Genomic DNA, 23,798 nt, shown 5'->3' on the forward strand with positions numbered 1-23,798 from the left:
ATGGACGCGTCGTCGTGCTGGTGGATCGCTACGAAGGAAAGCGCTTGAATTCGCCTAACGATGTGATCGTCAAGAGTGACGGGACAATCTGGTTTTCCGATCCGCCGTACGGCATCCAGACAGACTACGAGGGCGGCAAGCAGGTGTCGGAGCGTCCAGCGTGCGTGTATCGGCTGATACCCGATACGGGAGAACTCAGCGTCGTTTCGGAGCGATTCACGGGACCCAACGGCTTGTGTTTCGCACCCGACGAAACGCGCCTCTACGTCTGCGAAAGTGGCCCGCAATTCGATTCAGCACCGGTGCAACACATCGCCGTGCTGGAGGTCCGCGCCGACGGCGTGTCGTATGCCGAGCCGCGTGTTTTTCATAAGATCAATCCTGGCTTTGCCGATGGTATCCGCTGCGATGAGGACGGCAACGTGTGGTCGAGTGCAGCGGACGGCGTCCACTGCATTGCACCCTCCGGCGAATTGATCGGCAAGATCCGTGTCCCCTACACCGTGTCAAATCTGACGTTTGGCGGACGTAATCGAAGCCGCTTGTTTATCTGCGCTTCGCATTCGTTGTTCGCTATCTATACCAACCAGCGAGGAGCGCAGCGCCCATGACCTCCGCGCTTGTCACCGAGATCATACGAATCAGCCGAAATGTCGTGGACCTTGAACGTAGCACGCTGTTCTACCGGGATCGCCTCGACTTTCAACTAAGCGGCCCGGCATTTTATATGGACCGCTTGCTTGCGGCTGAACTTGGGTTGGGTGCATGTAATGTCAAGGTACAGCGTTTAAGCCTCGGCAACGAGGAGCTTGAACTTGTCGAGGCCGGTCCGAACGCGCGCCCCTACCCGTCGCCAAGCAGCTCGGCAGATCTTGCTTTTCAACATCTTGCCCTACGTTGCGCGAACATCGATATCGCGCTCAAGCGGCTTTATCGTGAAGACAGTGCCTCCGCACGTCCAACGGCAATTTCGCGCAGCCCGGACTCCGAACCGGCACCGGTTCATCTCCCCGATAGCAGCGGCGGTGTCACAGCCTTCAAGTTTCGCGACCCGGACGGCCACCCGCTCGAATTGCTGCAGCCTACCAGCGGAGGCGGTCGATCTGAAGTCCGCGCCGGGATCGACCATACCGCGATCTCCGTAACCAGCGCACCGTCGAGCATCGCTTTTTATACGGTCTTGCTGGGCCTGATCACGAGTGCATATCAAACCAATTATGGAAGCGAGCAAGGGTCATTGGACGATCTCGATCACCCGATAGTCGACGTCGTCTCTTTGCAAACGGCATCGGACGCGTCACCTCATCTTGAGTTGCTCGCGTATCGACACCCGGTTGCGTCAGCGACCCACGCGCTGGCAGAAGCCACTGACATTGTTAGCGACAGAATCGTCATCCGATGCAGTAACGTGAGCAGGCTCGCGACGATCCTGGAAATGGAATCGCGACTCATCCGAGCGCCTTCCGGAAAATCGGGCTTCTTGTTTCATGATCCCGACGGTCATTTTTTTTGGGCAGTCGAGTAAGGGTTCAGAAGTGGCGAACGGATCAAAAATGCAACTGCGCGCACAGTAACGGCGCGTAACCGGGTTCAGGAGTCGCGATGCCCAGAGACGCTACTTAGCAAACCGTTCGGTCTCAAAACCCAGGCACAGCCAGAATGCGTCTACACTCAGCAAACGCGAAAGTTGTCGGTATGCTATTCGCCCTGGTGCGGTAATGCCGGCACGCCAGTAAGAGATATCTTGTGTTGTCACGCCGATCTGCCTGGCTGCCTGCGCGGACGAGATATTATTTTGCTTCAGAGAGCGGTCCAGTCGAGCCGCAAATGCCCGGCGCCCGGCACGATGCGAGAGCCTATCCTCGAACAGCAAATCCGCGCTGAGATGTAAAGCCATTTCAGTCCTTCCAATACTTCTACGATCCTTAGAGCCGCGGCACGCTACAGCCCACAGCGGGCTAATCCACTACACCCGCTATCACGACCCTAGCCGCTCAGCCTTAACGTGCGCTTAATCTACAGCAGGTCGAGATGCTGGTGTAAACCATAGCCTGCTCGGCAGTTGATGATTTTGGCATTGGCGCCTCTGGCATAAGCCTGTTTTAAGAATGCCGACCTAATCTAATTAGGTCGACGCCCCCTTAACAATTGCTACGGTATGCCCAATACACGTTGAATAAGGCACGTGAAATCTTTTCTTTCGCAAAGGCCCATCTCGGATGATTGGCGTCCTTATTCGAGTCAGCCAATTTTTAAATTAGGATTACATGATGAAATTAACTCCCGTTCTCCTCGCTCTCTGCGGCGTGGTCTTGGCCAGTACCGCAGTCGCACAAACACCCCAAGAGGTCTCTCCGACTAAAATGAAATGCAACGAGTTTGTAACGACGGATGAAGCCTATCGGCCAGCTCTTGTCTATTGGGTAGCCGGTGTCGACCAGCTGGGCGTTAGCGAAAAAGACAGGTTAATCCTCGATACCGCACACCCCGTCGATGAAGTCATAACCGAGTGCAAGAAGACGCCTGACGCGCTATTTATGAACAAGGTTCGCCAGATGTATCGCAATAAGCAAATCACCTTAAACAAGACCTATGCTCATAACTGAGAACCGCTTGCGGTTGGCGCGTGTTGATGCTCAGTGCACCCTACGCGCTGACTCGTCCCGCATACGCTTTGCGATTCACGCGCGCTCCCCTCATTCAGGTTCACTGAGAGGTATGAAATCATGGACCATGTTGTTGAAAACTCACTGCTACGCTGCGACGATACGAACCGGCGGCGGTGGTTGATTGCTACCTCAATTGTAGGCGGTGCGGGAGGCATCGCAACGATCGTCCCATTTGTCGACTCGTTCGCGCCTTCAGAAAAGGCGCGCGCTGCAGGTGCTTCGGTGTCCGTTGACCTGAGTCAGATCGCCCCTGGCACAATGACGACCGTTGCCTGGCGCGGTATGCCCGTATTCGTCGTGAATCGCACTGAGCGGATGCTGAAGGAGGTCGTAGAAGCCAATGAAATGGTCCTCGACCCCTTCAGCACGCATCCATTTACGATGCCACTGCCAACTTACTGTACTAACCAATATCGCTCGCGTGTCACCCACCCGAATTTCCTGGTCGTGATGGGCGTTTGCACCCATCTCGGTTGCACACCAAGCCTACGGTTCCAAAGCGGTCCTCAACCCAATCTGCCAAATGACTGGCCCGGCGGATTCCTGTGCCCTTGCCACGGATCGACCTACGATCTCGCGGGTCGGGTATTTAAAAATAAACCCGCTCCACAAAACCTCGACGTGCCGCGCTTCCAGTTTGATTCACCCGAGCAGCTGTCGATCGGTAAGGACGAGCACGGAGACGCCTGAAACCGTTCTACACATCCGTGCTGCAAGCGCGTCGTTAAAAGAGGGAAGCACTTCTGCCAAATCCGTTTGACGTCATGGTGACGCAGATTCACCGCCGGATTGTAAACTCGCGTCATCCCGATCCGCAGGTGTCGGTGGCTACAGTCATGGTCCGGACCGTCCGCTATCTTGCGCATCATTTGGGGACCGCCGGTTTTAAAAATACGATGCTCAGGGCGATGAACACGACCCCGCAAATAATATCGAGTACGACGTGTAGTTAAATTTGATTGCTGTGCTCACGAGGGCTGTACGATGCTCTTGCGGCGACCACCCTAGCGCCTTGAAGAGAGTTTCCACAAACAAGCGCTGCGGCGACCATCGCAATGTAAAAAGTGACCGCCAAGAAGGCCATCATTTCCCCGCCGTAATATATCGGATAAGTGTTCAATATGGGGAGGATGATAAGGTCGCCAAATAAGCATGCCATTTACACCGCAGCGCTTTTGTTAACGCCTGACACATACAAGATAAGGTCGTTTTCAGCTCATGTGCAAGTGGGGTTTGGACTGAGCAGCATGTATGCCGCCATTCCCATGCAGTCCTCGTGAACTGAACGCAACACTACTTCTGAAAGTTCGGAGGAAGCGATCCAATCTGGCGAAAACAGTCCATCCAATCTTCGAGATGCCAGGTCTTTTCGATCAAACCGTCGCGTATCTGGTGAAAGGAATGCACCGCGAAGACAATCGGCTTTGACGCTGGCTTGACGCCCATGAGTTCGCCGTGCTGGGTGCCTTCGACTTGCGCGCGCACGCCCACCATCCGGTCATTGACAAGCACATCGAGCACGTGGATTTCCATATCGGGCAACGCACGCTGCATCGATTCAAACACCGCGGCCCATCTGATCTACACCGGTCGAGGGCATAGTCGCGGACGCGATATATTGCCAATCGTTCGTCACCACGTCGCTCAGCGCGTTAATGTCCCGGTGCTCGATCGCTTGATAAAAACTGTTGACTGTCCGACGAGTTGCGTCTTGTGCTAAATGTTCTGCATGTGCCATTGTCTTCTCCAGCGTTTTTGAATGGAGGTGCAAGCGCTGCGAAGCGTCTGCTATACGAAGCCGTTTGCAGGTGTCTGATTTGCCGCTACAGAAAAATCTGCTGCCTCCGCTACAAACCAGAATAGGCGCTATAGCGCCATCATAAAAATGCTTTTATTTGATATTAACGATATCAAATAGGCATATCAGCAACATTGCCTGTCTCATTGGTTTGCAGTGCGGCGAAGCAGATTAACGTGTGCTTGCTCGCTCATCGCCGATGCGGAAAGTTCAAGCAGTTTGCTGAAGGCTCAATTCAAGAAAGGCCTGCGTACTTGGCGAGAATGACCGGCCCTTGAGCCACAACACGTGAAGTTCTCGTTTTATATGGAGGTCTTTGACGCTCAGCGTCGCGAGGTCGCCTCGCCTGATCTCGTCTCTCACGCTCAACGATGAGACGTATGCAATCGATTGCTGGGATTGCAGCATGCGTTTAATCGCTTCAGTGTTACTGACCGACATCACCGGCTCAATTATCAGACCTTGAGCTTCATAAGCCTTTTCAACAACGGCGCGTGTTCCCGATCCCGGTTCACGCATGATCACACGCTTGGACGCAAGGTCGCGGGCGGATACCTTTCGCCTAAGAAGGGGGTGCCCAACGGCTACAACGGCGACAATTTCATCTGCTCCAATCTCCTTAGCTTCAAAGATATTATCGTCGTAAGGCCCCTCGATAAATCCAAGCGAAAACTCGTGTGCAAACAAGCCTTCTTCGACCTGTTCTGTGTTGGCAACTGTGAGTTCGACGCTTACTTTGGGAAAACGCGCGTTAAAGATGGCGATGGTTTCCGGAACAAGATAGACCCCTACCGTGGCGCTTGCGCCGATGGACAGGTGACCCGCGCTAAGGCCGGCCAGTTCCTTAATTTCTAGCTCTGCCGCCCCCGAAAGAGCAAATATTCGTTCCGCGTACGCCTGCAATGCGTCGCCCGCTTGCGTCAATGCCACACCGCGTGGCAGACGATCAAAGAGCGTCACACCCAAGCGCTCTTCCAGCTCCCTGATCTCGCGCGTGACCGCAGGTTGGCTCACGCGTAGTTTCTCGGCCCCCGCGCTGATGGAGCCAGCACGTGCCACTTCGTAAAAAGCAAGAAGATGAGTGAAATTCATACCATTTTGATATATGAGGGATGCCTATTATGTATTTTTATTATATGCCGCTCTCCCATATCCTGCACGCATGGCACGAGGGGTGCGTCAAGCACCCACCCAAGCAGCAAAAATTTGGAGAACTTCGATGGCACACCAGTCCGTTACCGGCAAACCAACAAAGTCCCGCTTCGCCCCATTAAGGCATGTCTCGCGTAATCGAGAAGTTGTTCGGCAATTCACACCTAACTGGTTCGCGCTGACGATGGGAACGGGGATTGTATTTCTGATCTTGCTCGCCTTGCCATTCCAACTTCCGGGCCAGCATCGGGTCGCCGAAGCCCTGTGGATGATCGACAGCCTATTCTTCGCCCTTTTCTCGGTGCTTTTTCTTGGCCGATTGATCTGGTTTTCGGAGACGGTCAAGCCGATGCTCGACCATCCGATCCAGTCGATGTTTCTAGGTGCGATCCCGATGGGCTTGATCCCGATCGTCAATGGCCTGAGTGTATTTGGCGTCGAATTGTTCGGCCCGGGGGCACTGAGCACGGCGCACGCTTTGTGGTGGATCGATGCGGGATTGGCAGTATCGATTGCTTGCCTTGTGCCTTACCGGATGTTCACGACGCAAAAGCATTCAACAGAACAAATGACGGCGGTCTGGCTGTTGCCGATCGTGGCCCCTGAAGTGACGGCGTCGAGTGCCGGTGTGCTTGCGCCGCATCTTTCGCATAGCGCCGCGCAGTTGCTGGTCGGAACAGGCTACGTGCTGTGGGCGATTTCGGTGCCGCTTGCGTTTTCGATCCTGACGATCGTGTTCCTGCGTCTCGCGCTTCACAAGTTGCCGCATCGCAATATGGCTGCCTCGTCATGGCTCACGCTGGGTCCGATCGGTACCGGAAGCCTTGGCTTGTTGCTACTCGGGCAAGCCGCTCCTGCAGCGTTCGCCGGCACGCCGCTCGCTCAAGTGGCGGTCGCTGCGAGAGATTTCGGTCTGCTCGGTGGCTTGCTGCTGTGGGGCGTAGGCGTTTGGTGGCTCGTGATCGCTGTGATTCTCACTATTCGATATCAGCGCGAAGGCATGACGTTCAACATGGGATGGTGGGGTTTTACATTTCCCATTGGCGTGTACACCGCAACGACGTTCACGCTTTATCGCCTGACCCAGTTCTTTCCGTTCGCGATTATCGGCACCGTCCTGACGGTCGCACTGATCGCATTCTGGTTGATCGTGGTGAGCAAAACGCTCAAGGGAATGTGGCACGGCAACCTCTTTCAGGCGCCTTGTCTCGTTAAGCCCAACAAGTGAAATTCTGATCTGAATGTAGTTCGTTCGTCTTCGCTCGACGCGCCTCTGAATAATTGATTTAATTGAAGGACAACATCATGCAAAAACTTCCTGTCAAAGTCGCGGTGACTGGCGCTGCAGGCCAGATTTGTTACTCCTTGCTATTTCGTATTGCCAATGGCGATCTGTTGGGCCCGGATCAGCCGGTGATCCTCAACCTGCTAGACCTGCCACAGGCTCAGGCAACGCTCCAGGGTGTTGTTATGGAGCTGGAAGACTGCGCCTTTCCTTTGCTTGCAGGGGTAGAGATAACGGACGACCCGATACGCGCGTTCAACGATGTTCAGTACGCACTGCTCGTTGGCTCGCGGCCTCGTAGTAAAGGTATGGAGCGTGCCGATCTGCTCGCAGCCAACGCGGAAATCTTCAAGACGCAGGGCCGAGCATTGAACAAAGTTGCATCGCGAGACGTGAAAGTACTTGTGGTCGGCAATCCGGCCAATACCAACGCGTATATTGCGATGAAATCGGCGCCCGATCTGCCTCAAGAGAATTTTTCCTCGATGATCCGGCTCGATCACAACCGTGCCCTTTCGCAGCTTGCGGCGCACCTCGGATGTACCACGCCTGTGCTTGCCCAAATGGTTGTGTGGGGGAATCACTCACCAACAATGTTTCCCGATTACCGCTTCGTCACGCGCGATGGCAGAGCATTGATTCAAAGCGAAGCGCTCGAGCAATGGAACCGCGAGCTGTTTATTCCGACGGTGGCACAGAGAGGCACCGCGGTGATCGAAGCACGCGGCCATTCCTCGGCAGCTTCAGCGGCTAACGCGGTAATCGATCAGATGCGCGACTGGGTGCGGGGCAGCAACGGCCAATGGGTATCAATGGGAATCCCGTCCGACGGCTCTTACGGCATTCCAGAGAGCTTGATGTTTGGCGTTCCCGTGCTTTGCGCGAAGGGGCGCTACGAGCGCGTGTCTTCGCTTGAACTTACCGACTTCGCGCGAGAAAAGATCGCGCTGTCCGTGAGGGAGTTGGCGGCGGAGCGAGATGCGATCGCCCATTTGCTGGCCTGAGCGCCACTTGTGTACAAAATCAACGGGGTCGGTCATGGAACAGGGAGGCAGCATGTGCGCCCAGCCGCCGGTCGTATTGCGTGAATGGTCTTTGAAGCGCAACTGCGCGTTAAAGCCATCGCAGTTTGTGGGCGTCTACGTTTCGTTTGTATGTATCTCCGGATTATTGTTGACCTTCTGCGCGTGGCGAGGGGCATGGCTCGTGCCGCCTGTCTGTGCGATCTACCTAGCCGGTATTGCAGTTGCGTTCTTGGTCTACGCACGACATGCAGCGGATGCCCAGTGTATTCGGCTGATGCCCGGGCGGTTGATCATTGAGAGCTGGAACGGGTTGGACCATAAGCGATACGAGTTCAACTCAGCGTGGGTATCGATTGACATGTCTGAATCGAGACGGCGGGATTTGGATGTGAGATGTGGTGAAACCAAGGTGCGCTTCGGCACTTTTGTACCCGTGCATCAGCGCGCGGCGTTAGCTGGTGAGATCCGCCGATGCTTGCAACCTTATCGCAAAAAAATTGACTATTGACTTAGAAGGAATGACGTCATGCAGACCCTGACTGACCCGGTTGCGAGCCAAGGTGAAAGCCATGAGCACGACCGTCCCACCGGGTGGCGCCGCTGGTTGTTCGCGACGAACCACAAGGACATTGGAACGATGTATCTGCTGTTCTCGTTCACTATGTTTCTTTCTGCCGGCGTCATGGCCTTGATGATCCGAAGTGAGTTGTTCGAACCTGGCCTGCAGTTAATGAGACCAGAGTTCTTTAACCAGCTCACGACGATGCACGGCATCGAGATGATCTTTGGTGCGATCATGCCCGCCTTCGTCGGATATGCGAACTGGATGCTTCCACTTCAGCTCGGCGCGTCGGACATGGCGTTCGCGCGCATGAACAACTTCAGCTTCTGGTTGCTACCCGTCGCGGGTGTCCTGCTAACCGTTTCGTTCTTTGTCACGGGTGGCGCAGCCGCCGGGGGTTGGACGCTTTATGCCCCACTCTCGGTCCAGATGGGGCCCGGCATGGACTTCGCAATCTTCGCGATCCATCTGATGGGTGCATCGTCGATCATGGGCGGAATCAACATCATCGTCACGATATTAAACATGCGCGCGCCTGGCATGACCCTCATGAAGATGCCGATGTTCGCCTGGACCTGGCTGATTACCGCGTTCCTGCTCATTGCAGTGATGCCTGTGCTGGCTGGCGCGATCACAATGACCTTGTTCGATCGGCACTGGGGCACCGACTTCTTCAACGCCGCTGGCGGCGGCGATCCGGTCCTTTATCAGCACATCTGGTGGTTCTTCGGCCACCCCGAGGTATATATCATGGTGTTACCGGCGTTCGGCATCATCTCCCAAGTGATTCCAACCTTTGCTCGCAAGCCCTTGTTTGGCTACGCATCAATGGTCTATGCGACCGCCTCGATTGCTATTTTGTCATTCATGGTGTGGGGCCACCACATGTTCACCTCTGGATTCGCGGTGACGGGCCAGTTGTTCTTCATGTACGCGTCCATGCTGATCGCCATCCCCACCGGTGTGAAGGTCTTTAACTGGGTCGCAACCATGTGGCAAGGCTCTCTTTCGTTCGAGACACCCATGCTGTTTGCGATCGGCTTCATCTTCGTGTTCACGATCGGCGGCTTCTCGGGTCTCGTGCTCGCAGTCGCTCCACTGGATATTGCATTACACGGCACCTACTACGTGGTCGCCCACTTCCACTATGTGCTCGTTGCGGGCTCACTTTTTTCGCTTTTCGCCGGTTGGTACTACTGGTCGCCCAAGTGGACCGGATATATGTACAACGAGACCCGCGGCAAGATCCATTTCTGGGCCTCGATGATTTTCTTCAACGTCACGTTCTTCCCGATGCACTTTTTGGGTCTGGCCGGTATGCCTCGTCGCTACGCCGATTACCCGGCCCAGTTCACCGACTTCAACCAGATCGCAACGATCGGTGCGTTTGGCTTTGGGTTGGCCCAGGTGTACTTCTTTTTTGCGGTCGTATTGCCTGCCTACAGGGGAGGCGAGAAAGCCGACGACAAGCCTTGGGATGGTGCAGAAGGCCTGGAGTGGAGTGTCCCGAGCCCCGCGCCGTTTCACACCTTCGTCACGCCACCTATCGTTGAATAATGCGTTGTTCCCCTGACACCCCACGCGAGATGACCATGAAAAAGACCCACCACCTTATTGCTATTGCATGCGTCGCGCTATCAGCGAGCGGTGCTTACGCACAGACCACGCTGCACGTCTACGGACCTGGCGGCCCAGCACCAGCAATGAAAGAAGCCGCGGCTGCTTTTGAAAAGAAGACGGGCACGCAGGTCGTCGTGACAGCAGGTCCGACCGGCATTTGGCTCGAACATGCGAAAGAAGATGCCGATGTCATCTACAGCGGATCAGAAACTATGATGTCTGACTTTGTCGTTGCGATGGGTGATCAGTTGACCCCGCAAGCGCCTGAGCCGCTTTATTTGCGACCCATGTCCATGCTCGTGCGCCCGGGCAATCCGCACCATATCAAGCGCTTCTCCGACCTGCTTAAGCCTGGTGTGAAAGTGCTGGTGGTCAATGGAGCAGGACAGAACGGAGTATGGGAGGACGTCGCAGGTCGCACCGGCGACATTCGCCAGGTCGCGGCCTTGCGGAAAAATATTGTCGGCTATGCAGGCAACAGCGCCGAAGCACGCAAGACATGGACCGAACAATCAGACATTGATGTATGGCTAATCTGGAACATCTGGCAGGTCTCCAATCCGACGCTCGCCGATGTGGTGCCCATTGAGCCGCGCTATGCGATTTACCGTGATTCGGGTGTAGCCGTGACGCGCAGGGGGCAGGATAACGCCGCGTCCGAACAATTTGTTGGATATTTAAAATCGAAAGACGGTGCAGCCATATTCTCTCGCTGGGGATGGATGACCAAGGAAAGCGGACAGACTCGTTCAGCGGTTAGGCATTAGACGCGGTGCGGCTTTGATGATCAACGGGACTTGAGTTAGTCAATAATCTGTTCCCGTTGAAGCTCCCGTCGCGACCGATCGAACGACGTTTGGGGATTATGCCTCGGACGACGCACTAAGATTGATCGTCGCTACCGCATTGTCCGTCTTACGTTCGTACTTTCCAAAGAGATCTCATTGCCATTAGTACATCTCAACTTAAAGCGCGTGGACGTAAAAAAGCATAATGAACTTCATCCATCTGTATGCATTTTTTTCGGTGGCAAAGGCCGGTAGCGTGAGCGCTGGCGCTGACATAATGAAGGTCAGCCAGCCTGCGGTGACGAGAGAAATAAAAGAGTTAGAGCAAAGGGTTGGAAGCCAACTTTTTGATCGGTTACCGCGAGGCGTCGTCCTAACAGAAGCAGGCTCTCTGTTGATGCGTTACGCGACCCAGATCTTCGGATTGGCAGATTCCGCGGAGCTTGAATTGCGAGAGTTGGCAGGCCTGAGCGCGGGGCATCTCGATCTCGGCGCGAGCGCAACCGTGGGTGTTTATCTTGTGCCACAGATCCTCGCTGATTTTCACACACGGTATCCGAACGTGAGGGTTGGCCTTTCAGTCTCAAACTCTCGGGCCGTGCAGTCTGCTGTTTGTATGAGTGAAATCGGACTGGGATTTATCGAGGGATCGTTTGACGCGACAAAACTTGACTCCCTGTCGTTAGGGCACGACGAGATAATCGCTGTCACGAATAAAAATCCCAGTTCTATCAGAGAACAAATGGTCCCAGTGGATCTCATTGCAGGCAGAACGATTTTGCGAGAAAAAGGGTCCGGAGTTAGGGAGGCCGTCGACGACGCGTACGCACGACTTGGTTTGTCAATCGAACCCATCGTATCGGTGAGCAACACCGAAGCAATCAAACGGTTGTTGCGCTCAACGCCCGGAAGCATTTCTTTTCTATCCAGAATGAGCGTAGTTGACGAGCTGTCGGCAGGCGTATTCGAGGAGGTTGGATTGCAGCATTTGAAGATCGAACGGCGCCTCAATTTGATCTGGCTCAAAGGACGAAGCCTATCCAGAGGCGCGACGCTGTTCAAAGCGCTTGTGGCGACAGCATCCAAGCCTCACCTTTGGGAGTTGGATCCAGCAGATTCTCAAGCCAACGGCTAGATGCAACTTGATATCGCAGCATTTCTTGTCCCGTCATATCCTCAATACGTATGCTTTTTTGGCATACATAGCTGATCAAAATGATATTAGTTTTATGCATGATTTCTTGGCATCCTAAACTCACTTTAAGGAAAAACATCATGAAACCGAAAATGTTAATTTTGGCAGGCTTGTTATCGATGAGTGCACTCACGGTCCAGGCTCAAACTCAAGACAGTGGGTTCTGGGTTACCCCGACTATCCAAGGTTACGGGAAGATGCACGCTCTCCCTCAGGCCGCTTATCGGCCACACGCGGATAAGGAATACAAGATCGTATTCGCGCTGACGCAAGCGGCTAAATCGCCAAGCGATGTCAACCCAGCATTGGATCATGTCGCTAGAACCGTCAACCTGTACGTATCTTCGGGCGTTCCGCTCGAGCACCTCAAATTTGTGGCAATTACGTACGGCGCCGCGACACCGCTTGCGCTGGACAATGCCCACTACCATACAAAATTCGGAGTCGATAATCCCAATTTGCCACTCATAGCAGAGCTAAGAAAAGCCGGAGTAGACGTGTCGGTTTGCGGTCAGGCTGTGGCCGAGCACAAATTCGCTTACGACTGGCTTAGTCCTTCAGTCACGCTAGCACTCTCTGGCCTGACAACGGTGACGACCTTGGAGACTGACGGATACGTACTGATGCCGATGTAGTTCACCTACAACTTTTTTTGAGAGAGACATGCTATCCACACGACCCTATTCCCGGAAGCTCGCATTGGCAGCATTCGTCATTTCGCTCGGGGTGCAAGCGACGGCGGGTGCTCAGACAAAATCTATCGATGATGCGTCACAGGGTTCAAACGAGTTCTACCCGCCGTGGCAACACGGAGAAAACAACGACGCCGTGCAGCGCGGCCTCGAATTCGACGTTCCGGATGCGGACAATCTTGCGGATTTTCATGGTGATCCGCAGCATCCCTTGCTCTCACTGTTTGTTGGTGGGAATTATTTCTTCGCAATGGCGCCGCTTGTGCAGGCATTCGAAAAGAAATATCCGCGGTTCAAAGGACACATGTATTGGGAAACTGTTCCTCCGGGACTGCTTGTTGACCAGATCAAAAATGGCGGCACGGTGACGGTTGGCAACTTGACCTGGACGGTCAAACCCGACGTGTATCTTGCTGGTCTGAATGCGGTCAACAAACAAATCGACGCTGGCCTATTGACATCGCCCGCTATCCCGTACGCGACCAATACGCTGACGATCATGGTATCGCAGGGCAACCCCAAGGCAATCTCAAGCTTGAGCGATTTGGGCAAGCCCGAGATTCGGCTTGCGATGCCCAACCCCAAGTTTGAGGGTGTCGCGCGGCAAATTGAAACGTCGCTAAAGAAAGCCGGCGGCCAGGATCTGGCGACGGACGTGTACAAAACGAAGATTGCCGACGGCACAACAATCCTTACACAAATTCATCACCGCCAGACTCCCCTTTGGATCATGCAGCACAAAGTCGACGCTGGAGTCGCCTGGAAATCGGAAGCGATGTTCCAGGAGCAGGTCGGTCATCCAATCGGGCACGTCGATATTCCTGATGATCAAATTACGACAGCGATCTACGCCGGGGCCTTGGTTAAAAACGCGCCTCACGCCTCGGACGGCAAACTCTGGCTCAAATTCATTCAGTCTCCTGAAGGCTTGTCGATTTTTGAGCGTTACGGCTTTAAGCCCTATTCGGCTCATCCGCAATGAGCGGATCAGAATGAAAAGGACGCGACGTCGACTGATTCCTATGAGCAACTTATAACGCACTGATTCATGTCGAGAGCGAAAATCTAATCGTGGAGTTTGATTGAATGGAACCAGGAAACCCAACGCAAACGCACTTAACTTCGCTTTGGCGTAGCGCGTTCCTGCAGGCGCTCGCAGTTGCGTTGACGCTTTCCGCAGCGCTCCTGTTCTTAAGTCAGGGAATGGCTTACGCCGATCAGTCGCCCGGGGCCGGTGCGAGCATCGCCCGGTTGGGCTCGTCCAGTGGCATTCCCGCTTGTTCAAGTTGCCACGGCAGCAAGGGAGAAGGCAATCCTGCCGTCGGCTACCCGCGCCTCGCTGGGCTGCCGGAAGCGTACCTGAACCAACAACTTAATGCATTGGCCTCTGGCAAGAGGTCAAACCCCATGATGACGCCCATCGCAGTGCTTCTGAGCAACGAACAAAAAAGTGAACTTTCAGCTTTCTATGCGAACTTGCCGGCCGCTTCCGGGTCGCTACCGGCCACACCACGGGCGCCTGATTATTTGCGCGGCGAGGCGCTTGCACTCCATGGGAAATGGTCCGAAAACGTTCCCGCGTGCATCCAGTGCCACGGCAGAGGCGGCAGCGGTGTAGGGGCCGTGTTCCCCGCTTTGGCTGGCCAGTCTTCAGTTTATATCCAGAACCAACTCACGGCTTGGAGGGCCGGCACGCGCGCACCCGGGCCACTTGGTCTCATGTCTGTTGTCGCAAGCAAGTTGTCGGTGTCCGAATCTAAAGCGGTCGGCGACTACTTTGCGGCTCAACCGCTTGTTGTTCAAGGATCGACGCGATGAAACCAAGTCTCGCAATTGCCGCAGTCGGTAGCATTCTCGCGATATGTGCCGGAACAATCTGGCTTGCCGGTTTCAGACAGCCGGCCCCCATTCAATCAAAACCCGCACTGACGGTTTCACCATCTCTGGCCAACACCACTGCAAAGAGGGCGGCATTTTCGCCAAGCGATGCGCCGATTCCTAATACGGACTTTGGCAAGGTCGTCAAGCAAGGTCAGCAAATCTTTGAGAATCCGGCGATTTACGCAAAAGCTTATGTCGGCAACCAACTGCGCTGCGCAAGTTGTCACCTTGATCAAGGCCGCAAGGCGGGTGCTGCTCCGATGTGGGGCGCGTACTTGGCCTATCCGGCTTATCGAGCGAAGAATGGACATGTGAATACTTTTGCTGAGCGACTGCAGGGTTGCTTCAGATACAGCATGAATGGAAAAGCCCCCCCTCTGGGAGATCCTGTTCTTGTCGCACTGGAAACATATTCGTACTGGATGGCGCACGGAGCTCCACTCGATTCGAAAATCGAGGGTCGGGGATTTCCGAAGATGCAAAAGGCCAAGCTCAAGCCAGATTACGCGCGGGGATCAAGCGTCTATACCGCGAATTGCGCGCTCTGCCATGGCGCTAACGGCGCTGGACAGCGCGGAGCCGACGGGAGTGTGGCATTTCCCGCACTGTGGGGAGACGCGTCATATAACTGGGGTGCGGGCATGGCTAGCGTTAAAAACGCGACCGAATTCATTAAGGCCAATATGCCACTCGGCAAAGGCGGCACGCTGAGCGACCTGGACGCATGGGATGTGGCCCTGTACATCGACAGTCAGGATCGTCCACAAGATCCTCGATATACCGGATCGGTGGCGCAAACCCGCGCGAAATACCATGATTCCGCGCAATCGATGTATGGCCAATCGGTCAACGGACATGTGTTGGGTAGCCAGTCGACTCCGTCAGGTGGCAGCCTGCACAAAGGAAGCTAGGATGTCGACAACTTATAGCGCTCAAGGGGACGCAGAGCTCGACACTTCCCAGATCACCGTCATTGCCCGAACCGAGTCGATGCTCGTGCGCGCTCACGGATTAGCGGCCGTGATTGCGCTGATTGTCTCAGCACTCTTTGGCACCGTAGTCGCAATCAAGTTTGTCGATCCAGAATTCTTGGGGACGCAGCCGTGGGCTACATGGGGATTGCTTCGTTACAACCACACGCAGGGGATCATGTTTGGCTGGTTGGGCAACGCATTTCTCTGCTTCCTTTATTATGCGACCCCGCGACTCGCCGGCCGGTCGGTGACGAGCCAAAGGTTGGGGTGGGCGTTGTTTGCCCTCTGGAATTTCGGCATGGTGCTTCCTGGGTGGGCGCTCGTGGAGGTCAATCTGCCTCAGTGGCTGCTTGCAATAAAGCCACTTGAATGGACCGAGTTCCCGTTGGTTATTAACGCCGTCACCGAAATATGTCTGGTGATTATTATCGCTCAGTTCCTTTGGCCTATAGCAACGGGCCCTGAACGAGATCGCCTATATATTTCAGCGTGGTACGCATTAGGCGGTGGTGTCTTCACGTTGCTTGCCTTTCCCATGGGCAGCCTTGTCCCGGAATTCGTGCCTGGCGCGGTTGGCGCGGCGTTTAGTGGCCTGTGGATCCACGACGCCGTTGGGCTACTCGTGACCCCGTTTGCGCTTGCAATGTCGTACTACGTAATACCGGCCGTAACGGGACGTCCTGTCTATAGCCATTTCGTATCAATGCTTGGGTTTTGGGTCCTCTTTTTTGTCTACCCGCTCAATGGCACGCATCACTACGTTTATTCTGCGATCCCCATGGACACCCAGCGTGCAGCGATCGCCGCGTCGCTGCTACTTGGTGTCGATGTGATTATTGTCGTCTTCAATCAGTTAGCATCGCTGCGCGGCGCCGGTGCACTCATGTATCGAGACGTGCCCCTTCGCTTTATATGGGTCGGTGTTGTCTTCTACTTAATTGTGAGCATTCAAGGGTCGCTACAGGCTTTGATGCCCGTCCAACGGGTGATTCACTTTTCGGACTGGGTGATCGGGCATTCGCATCTCGCAATGCTAGGTTTTGCGACTTTCGTAGCGGCTGGCGGCATGCTGCATGCCTGGCAGCGGACCCCCGGTGCTCGATACCACGGCGGATTGGCCAGCGCCGCATTCTGGTTGGTCAGTATCGGGCTGGCTTTTATGTTTATCGATTTGAGTGTCGCGGGCTTGGTCCAGGGCAAATCCTGGGCGCAGCCCGTGCCGTGGATGGATTCAGTCCGCGCCTCAATGCCTTATTGGTGGTGGCGAGTCGGGGCGGCTTTTCCCATACTTGCAGGCTTTGGTTGTCTGCTCGCTTCAATGCTCGTCGGTCGGCAGGCAATATTAACGGATGAGAAGCAATGAGTTTGCTCCCGCGTCGTCGATGGTTTGGCGCAAGCCAGGCAGTGCTGTTTATTGCGGGTATTGGATTTTTTGTCCTTTCTGTAGTGGCACTTGGAATCTTACCGGGGTTGCGTCTTGAACGTTCGATTCGAGCCGACACTCCGGCGGTCCTCAGCCCCTATACGAAAGCTCAGCTTCACGGTCGTTCACTTTATGCGGCGCAAGGGTGCGCGTATTGCCACTCCCAGCAGGTTCGCAATATCGCAGAGGATGTTCGGCGATGGGGACCGCCGACGCAGCCATGGGAGACGAAATATGATTCGCCCCAACTGTGGGGAACGCGGCGTATCGGGCCCGACCTTGCTCGTGAGGCCGGCGTTCGTAGTAAGGATTGGCAACTTGCGCACCTCTACGATCCGCGTTACATCGTACCTGGCTCGATCATGCCCGGGTACCCGTGGATGTTCGACGGGAGTGTGACTCGACCAAAGGTTGACGCGCTCGACCTTGTTGCGTATCTGGAGACGCTCGGCGCAGCTCGCCGAGCGGAAATGAGAAATCTGCAACTATTAACCGCTGATCAGATTTCCGCGAGACGGCCAAGTGCATCGGCTAAGGGCACTATTCCTGATTGGCTCGCCGACGTAAGCGGCACGATCTGCAGCGCTGCGTCATCGAGTATCAATGCCCGGTCTGGGCCAGTGAAAAAAATAACGGTAGACGAGGGCATTGAACTCGAAACCGCTTCTCTTGACACCGACCCGTCGAGAGCGCACGCGAGTATCACGGGATCGGCCGCCTCCGATGCCCCACCAGCTAAGGGAGATTTGACACGCGGTCATACCTTGTTTAAGCAGTCGTGTGCGGGTTGCCATGGAGCATCTGGGAACGGGCACTCACCGGCCGCAACCGCTCTCGCCCCCCGTCCGGCCGACCTAACTCAGTTCGAATACTCGGATCAAGCGTTGGCAAGCGTTTTAGAGAATGGTGTTGCGGGATCTTCGATGCCTGCTTGGCGTGATCTCAGCGATCAACAAGTCGCAGACCTCGTGGCCTATGTGCAATCGCTTGGGCAAAAGCCAAGCGTCATGCCGACTCAAAGCGCGACACTTGCATTTGGGTCTCAGCTGTACGCTGCCGATTGCGCCGCGTGCCACGGTGTAAACGGCAAAGGCGATGGACCTGTTTCCGCTATCCTCAAGCCAGCGCCGTTCGACTTCGAACACATTCGTCCTTCGACGGCCGAAATCGAAAAGGTCTTGATGCAAGGCGTGCCCGCTAGTGCAATGCCAGCGTTCCCGGGACTTGACGCGTCGGACAAAAAAGCGCTCGCGACTTTTGTCCGATCAATTTATCAAGGACCGATCGACGCTAGTAATCGTCATTGATACCGGTATAGGAGTTTGTATGTTTACGATTATGGTATGGGCATTGTTCGCCATCCTTATTTTTGTCGTCGCTATATGGTTCGCTTTTCCCTCATATCGCGCAAGGGTCGAATTCCCAAAATACCGCTTCCAGCAAATCGAAAAAGAACTCGATGCAACCTTGGAAAGCCGAATCGACCAAAATTCGGTGCAAAAATGCAAGTCGTGAGGCTCACGATTTGTTGGGGTAGGGGTCGAGTATTATCGCCGTTGCGAGTCTGGATATCCGGTTCGCGACGGTGATTTAGCGCAAAACGGAACATTGACTCAGTGACAGCAAAAACCTTCTCTGGCATCGACGCTGACCTTTGGCATGAGCGATTAGATATGCTTCAGGATCTCCACGTCCGCCCCCTGACGGCGTACGTTCAGGAGTTGATCCGGAGAACCGGGGCGGCGCCATTTTTTGATCCCCTCGACGGTGGCTGTGAGGCGAAGGTTCTGATATTGCTTGAGTCGCCTGCGAATATTACCTCCCAGCCTCGCTTGGTGTCTCGCGACAATCCGGTCCCAACACAGCGCAATCTTAAGCGCTTCCTGGCTGAAGCCGGCCTGCCTCGTTGCGAGAGCGTATTGTGGAATGTCTATCCATGGCTTGCGGATTCGGCGTCTGGAAGACAACACCGGTTATCCAACCGCGATATTGACCGTGGTGTCGCCGAACTAACGACTCTACTCGATCTCCTGCCTAAATTACGCGTCATTGTGCTCGCGGGACGAAAAGCGCAGCGCGCATTACCAACGCTCCGCAAGGTACCGACCGCCGCCTCGATCCTGTCCATGCCGCACCCGAGCCCATTGTCTGTCTGCACGTCACAGCATGTAGGGCCAGACATTGTGAGAACGCTTGCTCACGCCACGAAATTAGCGCTTCTCCCTACGGTGGCGCCGAAGATTTCCGGATAGTTGTCTTTTTGTCGAGGTGGTCCGCATTCTGGCTGGAAGAATCGATAACTTTGTCGTGGACGGTCACTTGGACCGGCCGGCGATGACCCGAGCTAGACCGGTGGAACGGGAATCATTCGGTTCGAGGCGCACGGAATATACAAGTAAAGAAGTGCGTGTTTACGCCGTGGCGCCGCCCAGCGCGCTCCCTTTGCGTCGAGCAGCCTCGAAATTCAGCTTGACTGCACTTGAACGGCCGAGCTTAGCTTATCTCCATCGCGCGGAGCAATGACAAGGTAACGCTGCTTGTTCGCGCCATTGGTCGTTTCTGGCCGCACGACCTGTCGGATTTGGCCAATTGCGTTGACGATCGCTGAACCCGCGGGGTTGCTCATGAAATTCGCCAGCGGTTCCAACTCGCCGCTCCCATCGGGGTGATCCGAAAGCGCTATCACATAAGGTTTTTTAGGCTCCAAACCCGTCACCGACGCTTGCAACACCTGAATCAAACCTTGATCAAAAAGTGACACGCTCGTTGGCGCGGTTGTGCTCGTTGACGTGGACGAGGCTCCCACCGCCATCATGGTCAGATGTGCCGCTTTGCCTGCCACACCGAGTGGCTGCGTATTCTGGGTGCCATCACCCATTCGAACGGCATTCGGTACATAGGTAACCGCTTGCGGCGCTTGTCCGATTGGCACGGTGGCAATCACCTGGTTCGTCAACGTGTCGATCGCAGTCATCGCATCGGCGTTTTCAAGACCGACATACATGCGTGTGCCGTCGCCTGATGGCCAGATGCCGTGCGGAAGTTTTCCGACGGGTATCGTCGCGACCTGGGAGAAGTCATCGGTTTTAAACACCTTGACTTCATTGGTACCCCCAATTGTCACGTAGGCAAAAGAGCCGTTGCTATTGCGTGCGAAGTTGACGTGATTGCTGATAGGACCGGTATCGATCGTCTTGAGGATATTGAACGGTGGTCGGGCGTTAAATACCTGCGTCTTGCCCGTATCCTTCAAAGTGAACCACACCTGCTTGCCATCAGGCGTTGCGGCGATGTTCGGACAAAATGGACTGGCCTGCGTAACGTGACCGACTATCTTATGACTCGCCACATCGATCACGACAGTCTCCGGATTGAACGACGAGCAGACATACCCGTATTTCCCGTCGGGCGAGAAGATCTGCATGCCAGGTCCCGCCGGCACGACAATGCGAGATTTCTCTTCGTAGGTCGAACCATCCAGCACTGCGATGTAATTCTCGCCCCGTACCGTAACCCAGACCTCCTTGCCGTTGGGCGTGAAGAACGCCTCGTGCGGGGACCGTCCGACATACGTCACGTGCTTGAGCGCGTTGGTCTCGGTATCGATGAACGAGACTGAATTGGAGCCGATCGAGACTACGGCGATTGTCTTGTGGTCCGGCGAAAAGCCCATGCCGTGAACCAGCACCTGGCCTTTGTAGAGCGGGCTGAAATTGCCGGGCGACGGATCGCCAAGCTTGATCAAACCAACTAGCGTATTGCTGGCAGGATCGATGACGGAAACGGTATTAGAAAACTGCTCGGCGGCGTAGACGCGATCCTGATGGCTGATGGGTATGTCGGCGGCAGAAGCCCGTCCGGGCGCCTGTCCTGCGAGGACAGCTTGCGCAAAGACGAGCGCAATCAGGGCTGAGAGAGTCGAGAGTGCGGAGATGCGGTTCATTGTGGCTCCTGATTCATTTTCATGGACATGCCGTTATGGGTCTGATGCTGGTTTTTTTCATATGCCGGATCGGACGCCCGATTTCCGCCATCGGCTGTGCCGGGCGCTGAAGTCGATACGCTCGAACCGATCGCCAGATGCATCGCAACGATCTCTTGCTGCTGCTCAACCACGATCTCTTGCGCGATGCGGCGCAACTGCTCGTTCTTTCCATATTGCAGTTCGGCGCGCGCCATATCGATAGCACCCTGGTGGTGCGGCACCATCATCGCCACAAAATCATTGTCGATGTCCCCACTTGGCTTGACCACCATGTTGGTCATCATGGTCGACATCGCCTTATCGTTTTCTGATAGGAACGAAGACTCCGCAGACGTTTCACTATTCCGAACTGCGCCTGCAAGAGCGTCACTGCTCGCGGGAAGAAAAATAAGGGCGCTGGCGAACGGCACTGCAGTGCCTAGCCAACGCAGGGAGCTCGAAGCCATCGTGAGTGATCCTCTTTGGGTGAGTAACAACGGGCGAACGCCGGGTGGGCGCCGTTTATTCCAGGATATTTTCAAACAAAGGGTTTACCACTTGACTCGAAGTTAAACGTCTTTGCCACTACGGCTTGCATCTTGGCAATGGGACACAGCCCTAACGCTGCCCGGTCAGCGTTCCAACTGCGTCCACCGCTGCATTTGGGAACCAGCAGACGACGGGAGGACAGCGCATGAGGCATGCATAGAATCGCAAGAGGGCCAGCCACCTTTCGAGCATTGAAAGCGCGAATGAGCGTTTCTTCCGGCCAGTATTCGCTGCACGTCTAGGCGATAGGCAGATTGTTTGCGCCCAGCACGGAGGCTTTCGTCGAACTATTTGATGAACAATTTCCCGCCCGCTTCAGCTCCGTTATTGTGCGGTGACGGTAATCCGATGCCACGCTGTACTTAGATAGCCTTTGAAATTCCATACATCGGCTACCTGCGATACCTGAGTCTGCCCGGCCGAGTCCCATGCGCGCACTGAGAGTTCATGCGTGCCTTTCGGCAGCGCCAGCTCAACGTTCCAGAGCTTCCAGCTCCATCGGGTGCCAGGCTCGACGTTGAGTGCGGCTTGTGTCCACGTCACACCGTCATCTGACGACACCTCCACGCGCGCCACCGATGTGCCCGTCGCCACGGCGTATCCGGCGACTCGGACAGGACCTGCGCACAAGGTTGCGCGCCGTAGTCAAATCGCAGGCGCAACGTTGAGCGCATTTTTACGCTTCCGCGCAGCCCCACGACGATACGTATGACAGATGAAAACGTCTTTCGCATTGGCATGAAATCGATCACCCGAACGGCCCCTTCCTCGGTCTCGAAATCGGTTTCCATGATGAGGGTGTCTTGCTGATAGCGGCGACTTTGACGGGTCCGCGGTGCAACGGGGGCCATCGACCAATGACTATTTTCCGCGGTGCCGAGCAACGCGGCGAAGCAGGCATCGTCGTCAAAACGTGGCCAGCACAGCCAGTCTATCGATCCATCGCGGCTCACTAACGCTGCAGTTTCGCCGTCGCCCAATAGGGCATAGTCCTCGATCGGGTTGCTCATCGCGGCTTTACTTTGGGCGAATTTATTAGACTTTGTACTTTTTGGCGAGGAAATGAATCCCGCCGACAAGACCCAACGCAGCAAGTGCCCAGAACGCTGAACGGTGGCGGTCGGTGAACATTTCCCAACTTCCGGTCTTCGACTCTTGGTCAAACCGTCCATGCGCGCCGTAATTCCCGGGGACCGGTTCATACAGATTAGCTGGCGCATCGGGCGCGAGTGGCACGTCGGTCAGCTGGCCTGCGTAGCCCGCCGACGCCAAATAATTATCGATCAGCCCTGGTGCAACGCGGTTTGCGAGAATCGCCTTCACCGTCGGGAAGCCGACCTACATTTCGCGCCGCTTGTGTGTGGCGGCGAAGAAGATCGCGCGAACCGGTACTTCCGGCTCGAAAATCGGGGCGACCGGCTTCGCCTTCGCTCCCATCTTGTTCATCGCCCAGTCGAATTGCGGCGTGTTGACCGCCGGCAGGTCGCCATCGTCAGGTGCACTTTCAGCTTGTCATGGATGATTCCCGAGCGCAGTGCATCGGTAAAGCCGCGAATCGCAAACTTCGCGCCGCAATAGATTGATTGCAACGGCACTGACTGATATCCAAGCGCCGACCCGACATTGACGATGGTGCCGCGATTACGCGATCGCATGCGCGAGAGTGCGGCCATCGTGCCGTGTACTTGACCAAGGTACGTCACTCGCGTGCCACGCTCGAATTCCTGTGCAGTGAGCTTGGAGACCGGTGCAAACACGGTCGCCATGGCGACGTTCACCCACACGTCGATCGGGCCGAGTTCTTTCTCAGCGCGCGTGGCGGCTGTTTCGACTGCTTCTGCATCGGCGACATCGGTCGGAATCGCGAGCGCACGAATGCTATATCGACTCTCTATTTCGGTGGCCGCGCGCGTCAAACGATCGGGTTCACGCGCCAGCAACGCTACGTCGTAGCCTCGACGGGCAAACTCTTCGACGGTCGCACGGCCTACACCCGCGCTAGCCCCCGTTACCACTGCTCCTTTTGTCATGTTGATCGACCAAGTTCACACGGAGTTCCTACGGGCGCTCACAACGTATTGACGATTTCGGCAATGCGGAAGATAGAGCGCGTGATTTGAAAAGCAATCTGAATTCAACAACCTGCGCAAAAGCCGAACCGGATCATCGATAGGATCGCGGATTACCGAGTGCAAACGGGTTTTCACAATGCGGCGTGCCA

23 protein-coding genes and 2 pseudogenes are annotated in these 23,798 nt (G+C 55.3%); 17 read left to right on the plus strand and 8 right to left on the minus strand.

Going from position 1 to position 23,798, the window contains the following annotated elements; translation table 11 throughout:
* The 4 genes from ACRXB1_RS07435 to petA form a co-directional block, all read left to right on the plus strand.
* A partial coding sequence (locus tag ACRXB1_RS07435; protein WP_449491629.1) for an SMP-30/gluconolactonase/LRE family protein occupies positions 1-611 on the plus strand: 611 nt, incomplete at its 5' end.
* Complete coding sequence (locus ACRXB1_RS07440) at positions 608-1,525, plus strand: VOC family protein (RefSeq protein WP_449491630.1); 918 nt, start codon at positions 608-610, stop codon at positions 1,523-1,525. The genes ACRXB1_RS07435 and ACRXB1_RS07440, both read left to right, overlap by 4 nt.
* Before the next feature lie 742 nt (positions 1,526-2,267).
* Positions 2,268-2,606: an HdeA/HdeB family chaperone gene (locus ACRXB1_RS07445; protein ID WP_449491631.1), complete on the plus strand. Its 339-nt coding sequence runs from the start codon at positions 2,268-2,270 to the stop codon at positions 2,604-2,606.
* A 120-nt stretch (positions 2,607-2,726) separates the two neighbouring features.
* The gene (petA, locus tag ACRXB1_RS07450; RefSeq protein WP_449491632.1) at positions 2,727-3,359 is read left to right on the plus strand and encodes a ubiquinol-cytochrome c reductase iron-sulfur subunit; all 633 of its coding nucleotides are present in this window, start codon (positions 2,727-2,729) and stop codon (positions 3,357-3,359) included.
* Between the two features lie 603 nt (positions 3,360-3,962).
* On the opposite strand, the gene ACRXB1_RS07455 is transcribed toward petA, so the two are convergent.
* The 3 genes from ACRXB1_RS07455 to ACRXB1_RS07465 form a co-directional block, all read right to left on the minus strand.
* Positions 3,963-4,235: an ester cyclase gene (locus tag ACRXB1_RS07455; protein ID WP_449491633.1), complete on the minus strand. Its 273-nt coding sequence runs from the start codon at positions 4,233-4,235 to the stop codon at positions 3,963-3,965.
* Entirely contained in the window at positions 4,228-4,407 is a 180-nt protein-coding gene (locus ACRXB1_RS07460; RefSeq protein WP_449491634.1) for a hypothetical protein, read from the minus strand. Before ACRXB1_RS07460 ends, ACRXB1_RS07455 begins: the two co-directional genes overlap by 8 nt.
* 270 nt (positions 4,408-4,677) lie before the next feature.
* Positions 4,678-5,559 (minus strand): LysR family transcriptional regulator, encoded by an 882-nt coding sequence (locus tag ACRXB1_RS07465; RefSeq protein WP_449491635.1) that lies wholly within the window; start codon positions 5,557-5,559, stop codon positions 4,678-4,680.
* Positions 5,560-5,686: 127 nt separating this feature from the next.
* Here ACRXB1_RS07465 and ACRXB1_RS07470 point away from each other — a divergent pair, with 127 nt between their 5' ends.
* From ACRXB1_RS07470 to ACRXB1_RS07530, 13 genes are all read left to right on the plus strand, one after another.
* Complete coding sequence (locus tag ACRXB1_RS07470) at positions 5,687-6,847, plus strand: TDT family transporter (RefSeq protein WP_449491636.1); 1,161 nt, start codon at positions 5,687-5,689, stop codon at positions 6,845-6,847.
* A gap of 77 nt (positions 6,848-6,924) precedes the next feature.
* On the plus strand, positions 6,925-7,908 hold the full coding sequence (locus ACRXB1_RS07475; protein WP_449491637.1) for a malate dehydrogenase: 984 nt from the start codon (positions 6,925-6,927) through the stop codon (positions 7,906-7,908).
* A gap of 34 nt (positions 7,909-7,942) precedes the next feature.
* Positions 7,943-8,437, plus strand: a complete 495-nt coding sequence (locus ACRXB1_RS07480; protein ID WP_449491638.1) for a DUF2244 domain-containing protein — start codon at positions 7,943-7,945, stop codon at positions 8,435-8,437.
* An 18-nt stretch (positions 8,438-8,455) separates the two neighbouring features.
* Positions 8,456-10,048, plus strand: coding sequence for a cytochrome c oxidase subunit I (gene ctaD / locus ACRXB1_RS07485; RefSeq protein WP_449491639.1), 1,593 nt, complete (start codon positions 8,456-8,458; stop codon positions 10,046-10,048).
* A 35-nt stretch (positions 10,049-10,083) separates the two neighbouring features.
* Entirely contained in the window at positions 10,084-10,878 is a 795-nt protein-coding gene (locus ACRXB1_RS07490) for a substrate-binding domain-containing protein (RefSeq protein WP_449491640.1), read from the plus strand.
* Between the two features lie 226 nt (positions 10,879-11,104).
* The gene (locus tag ACRXB1_RS07495) at positions 11,105-12,034 is read left to right on the plus strand and encodes a LysR substrate-binding domain-containing protein (protein WP_449491641.1); all 930 of its coding nucleotides are present in this window, start codon (positions 11,105-11,107) and stop codon (positions 12,032-12,034) included.
* Positions 12,035-12,174: 140 nt separating this feature from the next.
* Positions 12,175-12,729, plus strand: a complete 555-nt coding sequence (locus ACRXB1_RS07500; RefSeq protein ID WP_449491642.1) for a DsrE family protein — start codon at positions 12,175-12,177, stop codon at positions 12,727-12,729.
* Between the two features lie 28 nt (positions 12,730-12,757).
* Positions 12,758-13,768: a substrate-binding domain-containing protein gene (locus ACRXB1_RS07505; protein WP_449491643.1), complete on the plus strand. Its 1,011-nt coding sequence runs from the start codon at positions 12,758-12,760 to the stop codon at positions 13,766-13,768.
* A 104-nt stretch (positions 13,769-13,872) separates the two neighbouring features.
* Positions 13,873-14,604, plus strand: coding sequence for a c-type cytochrome (locus tag ACRXB1_RS07510; RefSeq protein ID WP_449491644.1), 732 nt, complete (start codon positions 13,873-13,875; stop codon positions 14,602-14,604).
* Entirely contained in the window at positions 14,601-15,578 is a 978-nt protein-coding gene (locus ACRXB1_RS07515) for a c-type cytochrome (RefSeq protein WP_449491645.1), read from the plus strand. The genes ACRXB1_RS07510 and ACRXB1_RS07515 overlap by 4 nt, the downstream gene beginning before the upstream one ends.
* A gap of 1 nt (position 15,579) precedes the next feature.
* Positions 15,580-17,004: a cbb3-type cytochrome c oxidase subunit I gene (locus ACRXB1_RS07520; RefSeq protein WP_449491646.1), complete on the plus strand. Its 1,425-nt coding sequence runs from the start codon at positions 15,580-15,582 to the stop codon at positions 17,002-17,004.
* On the plus strand, positions 17,001-18,371 hold the full coding sequence (locus tag ACRXB1_RS07525) for a cbb3-type cytochrome c oxidase subunit II (RefSeq protein WP_449491647.1): 1,371 nt from the start codon (positions 17,001-17,003) through the stop codon (positions 18,369-18,371). Before ACRXB1_RS07520 ends, ACRXB1_RS07525 begins: the two co-directional genes overlap by 4 nt.
* 366 nt (positions 18,372-18,737) lie before the next feature.
* Positions 18,738-19,316: a uracil-DNA glycosylase gene (locus ACRXB1_RS07530; protein WP_449491651.1), complete on the plus strand. Its 579-nt coding sequence runs from the start codon at positions 18,738-18,740 to the stop codon at positions 19,314-19,316.
* Between the two features lie 212 nt (positions 19,317-19,528).
* Here ACRXB1_RS07530 and ACRXB1_RS07535 read toward each other — a convergent pair whose 3' ends face one another.
* The 5 genes and pseudogenes from ACRXB1_RS07535 to ACRXB1_RS07555 all read right to left on the minus strand — a co-directional run bounded on the left by ACRXB1_RS07535 (position 19,529) and on the right by ACRXB1_RS07555 (position 23,607).
* Positions 19,529-21,007, minus strand: coding sequence for a YncE family protein (locus ACRXB1_RS07535; RefSeq protein WP_449491648.1), 1,479 nt, complete (start codon positions 21,005-21,007; stop codon positions 19,529-19,531).
* Complete coding sequence (locus tag ACRXB1_RS07540; protein WP_449491649.1) at positions 21,004-21,333, minus strand: DUF305 domain-containing protein; 330 nt, start codon at positions 21,331-21,333, stop codon at positions 21,004-21,006. The genes ACRXB1_RS07535 and ACRXB1_RS07540 overlap by 4 nt, the downstream gene beginning before the upstream one ends.
* 568 nt (positions 21,334-21,901) lie before the next feature.
* The gene (locus tag ACRXB1_RS07545; protein WP_449491650.1) at positions 21,902-22,171 is read right to left on the minus strand and encodes a hypothetical protein; all 270 of its coding nucleotides are present in this window, start codon (positions 22,169-22,171) and stop codon (positions 21,902-21,904) included.
* 44 nt (positions 22,172-22,215) lie between these two features.
* Positions 22,216-22,587 (minus strand): annotated as a pseudogene (locus ACRXB1_RS07550) (trehalase-like domain-containing protein); the annotation flags it as partial.
* A gap of 25 nt (positions 22,588-22,612) precedes the next feature.
* Positions 22,613-23,607 (minus strand): annotated as a pseudogene (locus ACRXB1_RS07555) (SDR family oxidoreductase).
* Positions 23,608-23,798 lie beyond the last annotated feature (191 nt).

The sequence above is a fragment of the Caballeronia sp. M23-90 genome (genome assembly GCF_053574605.1).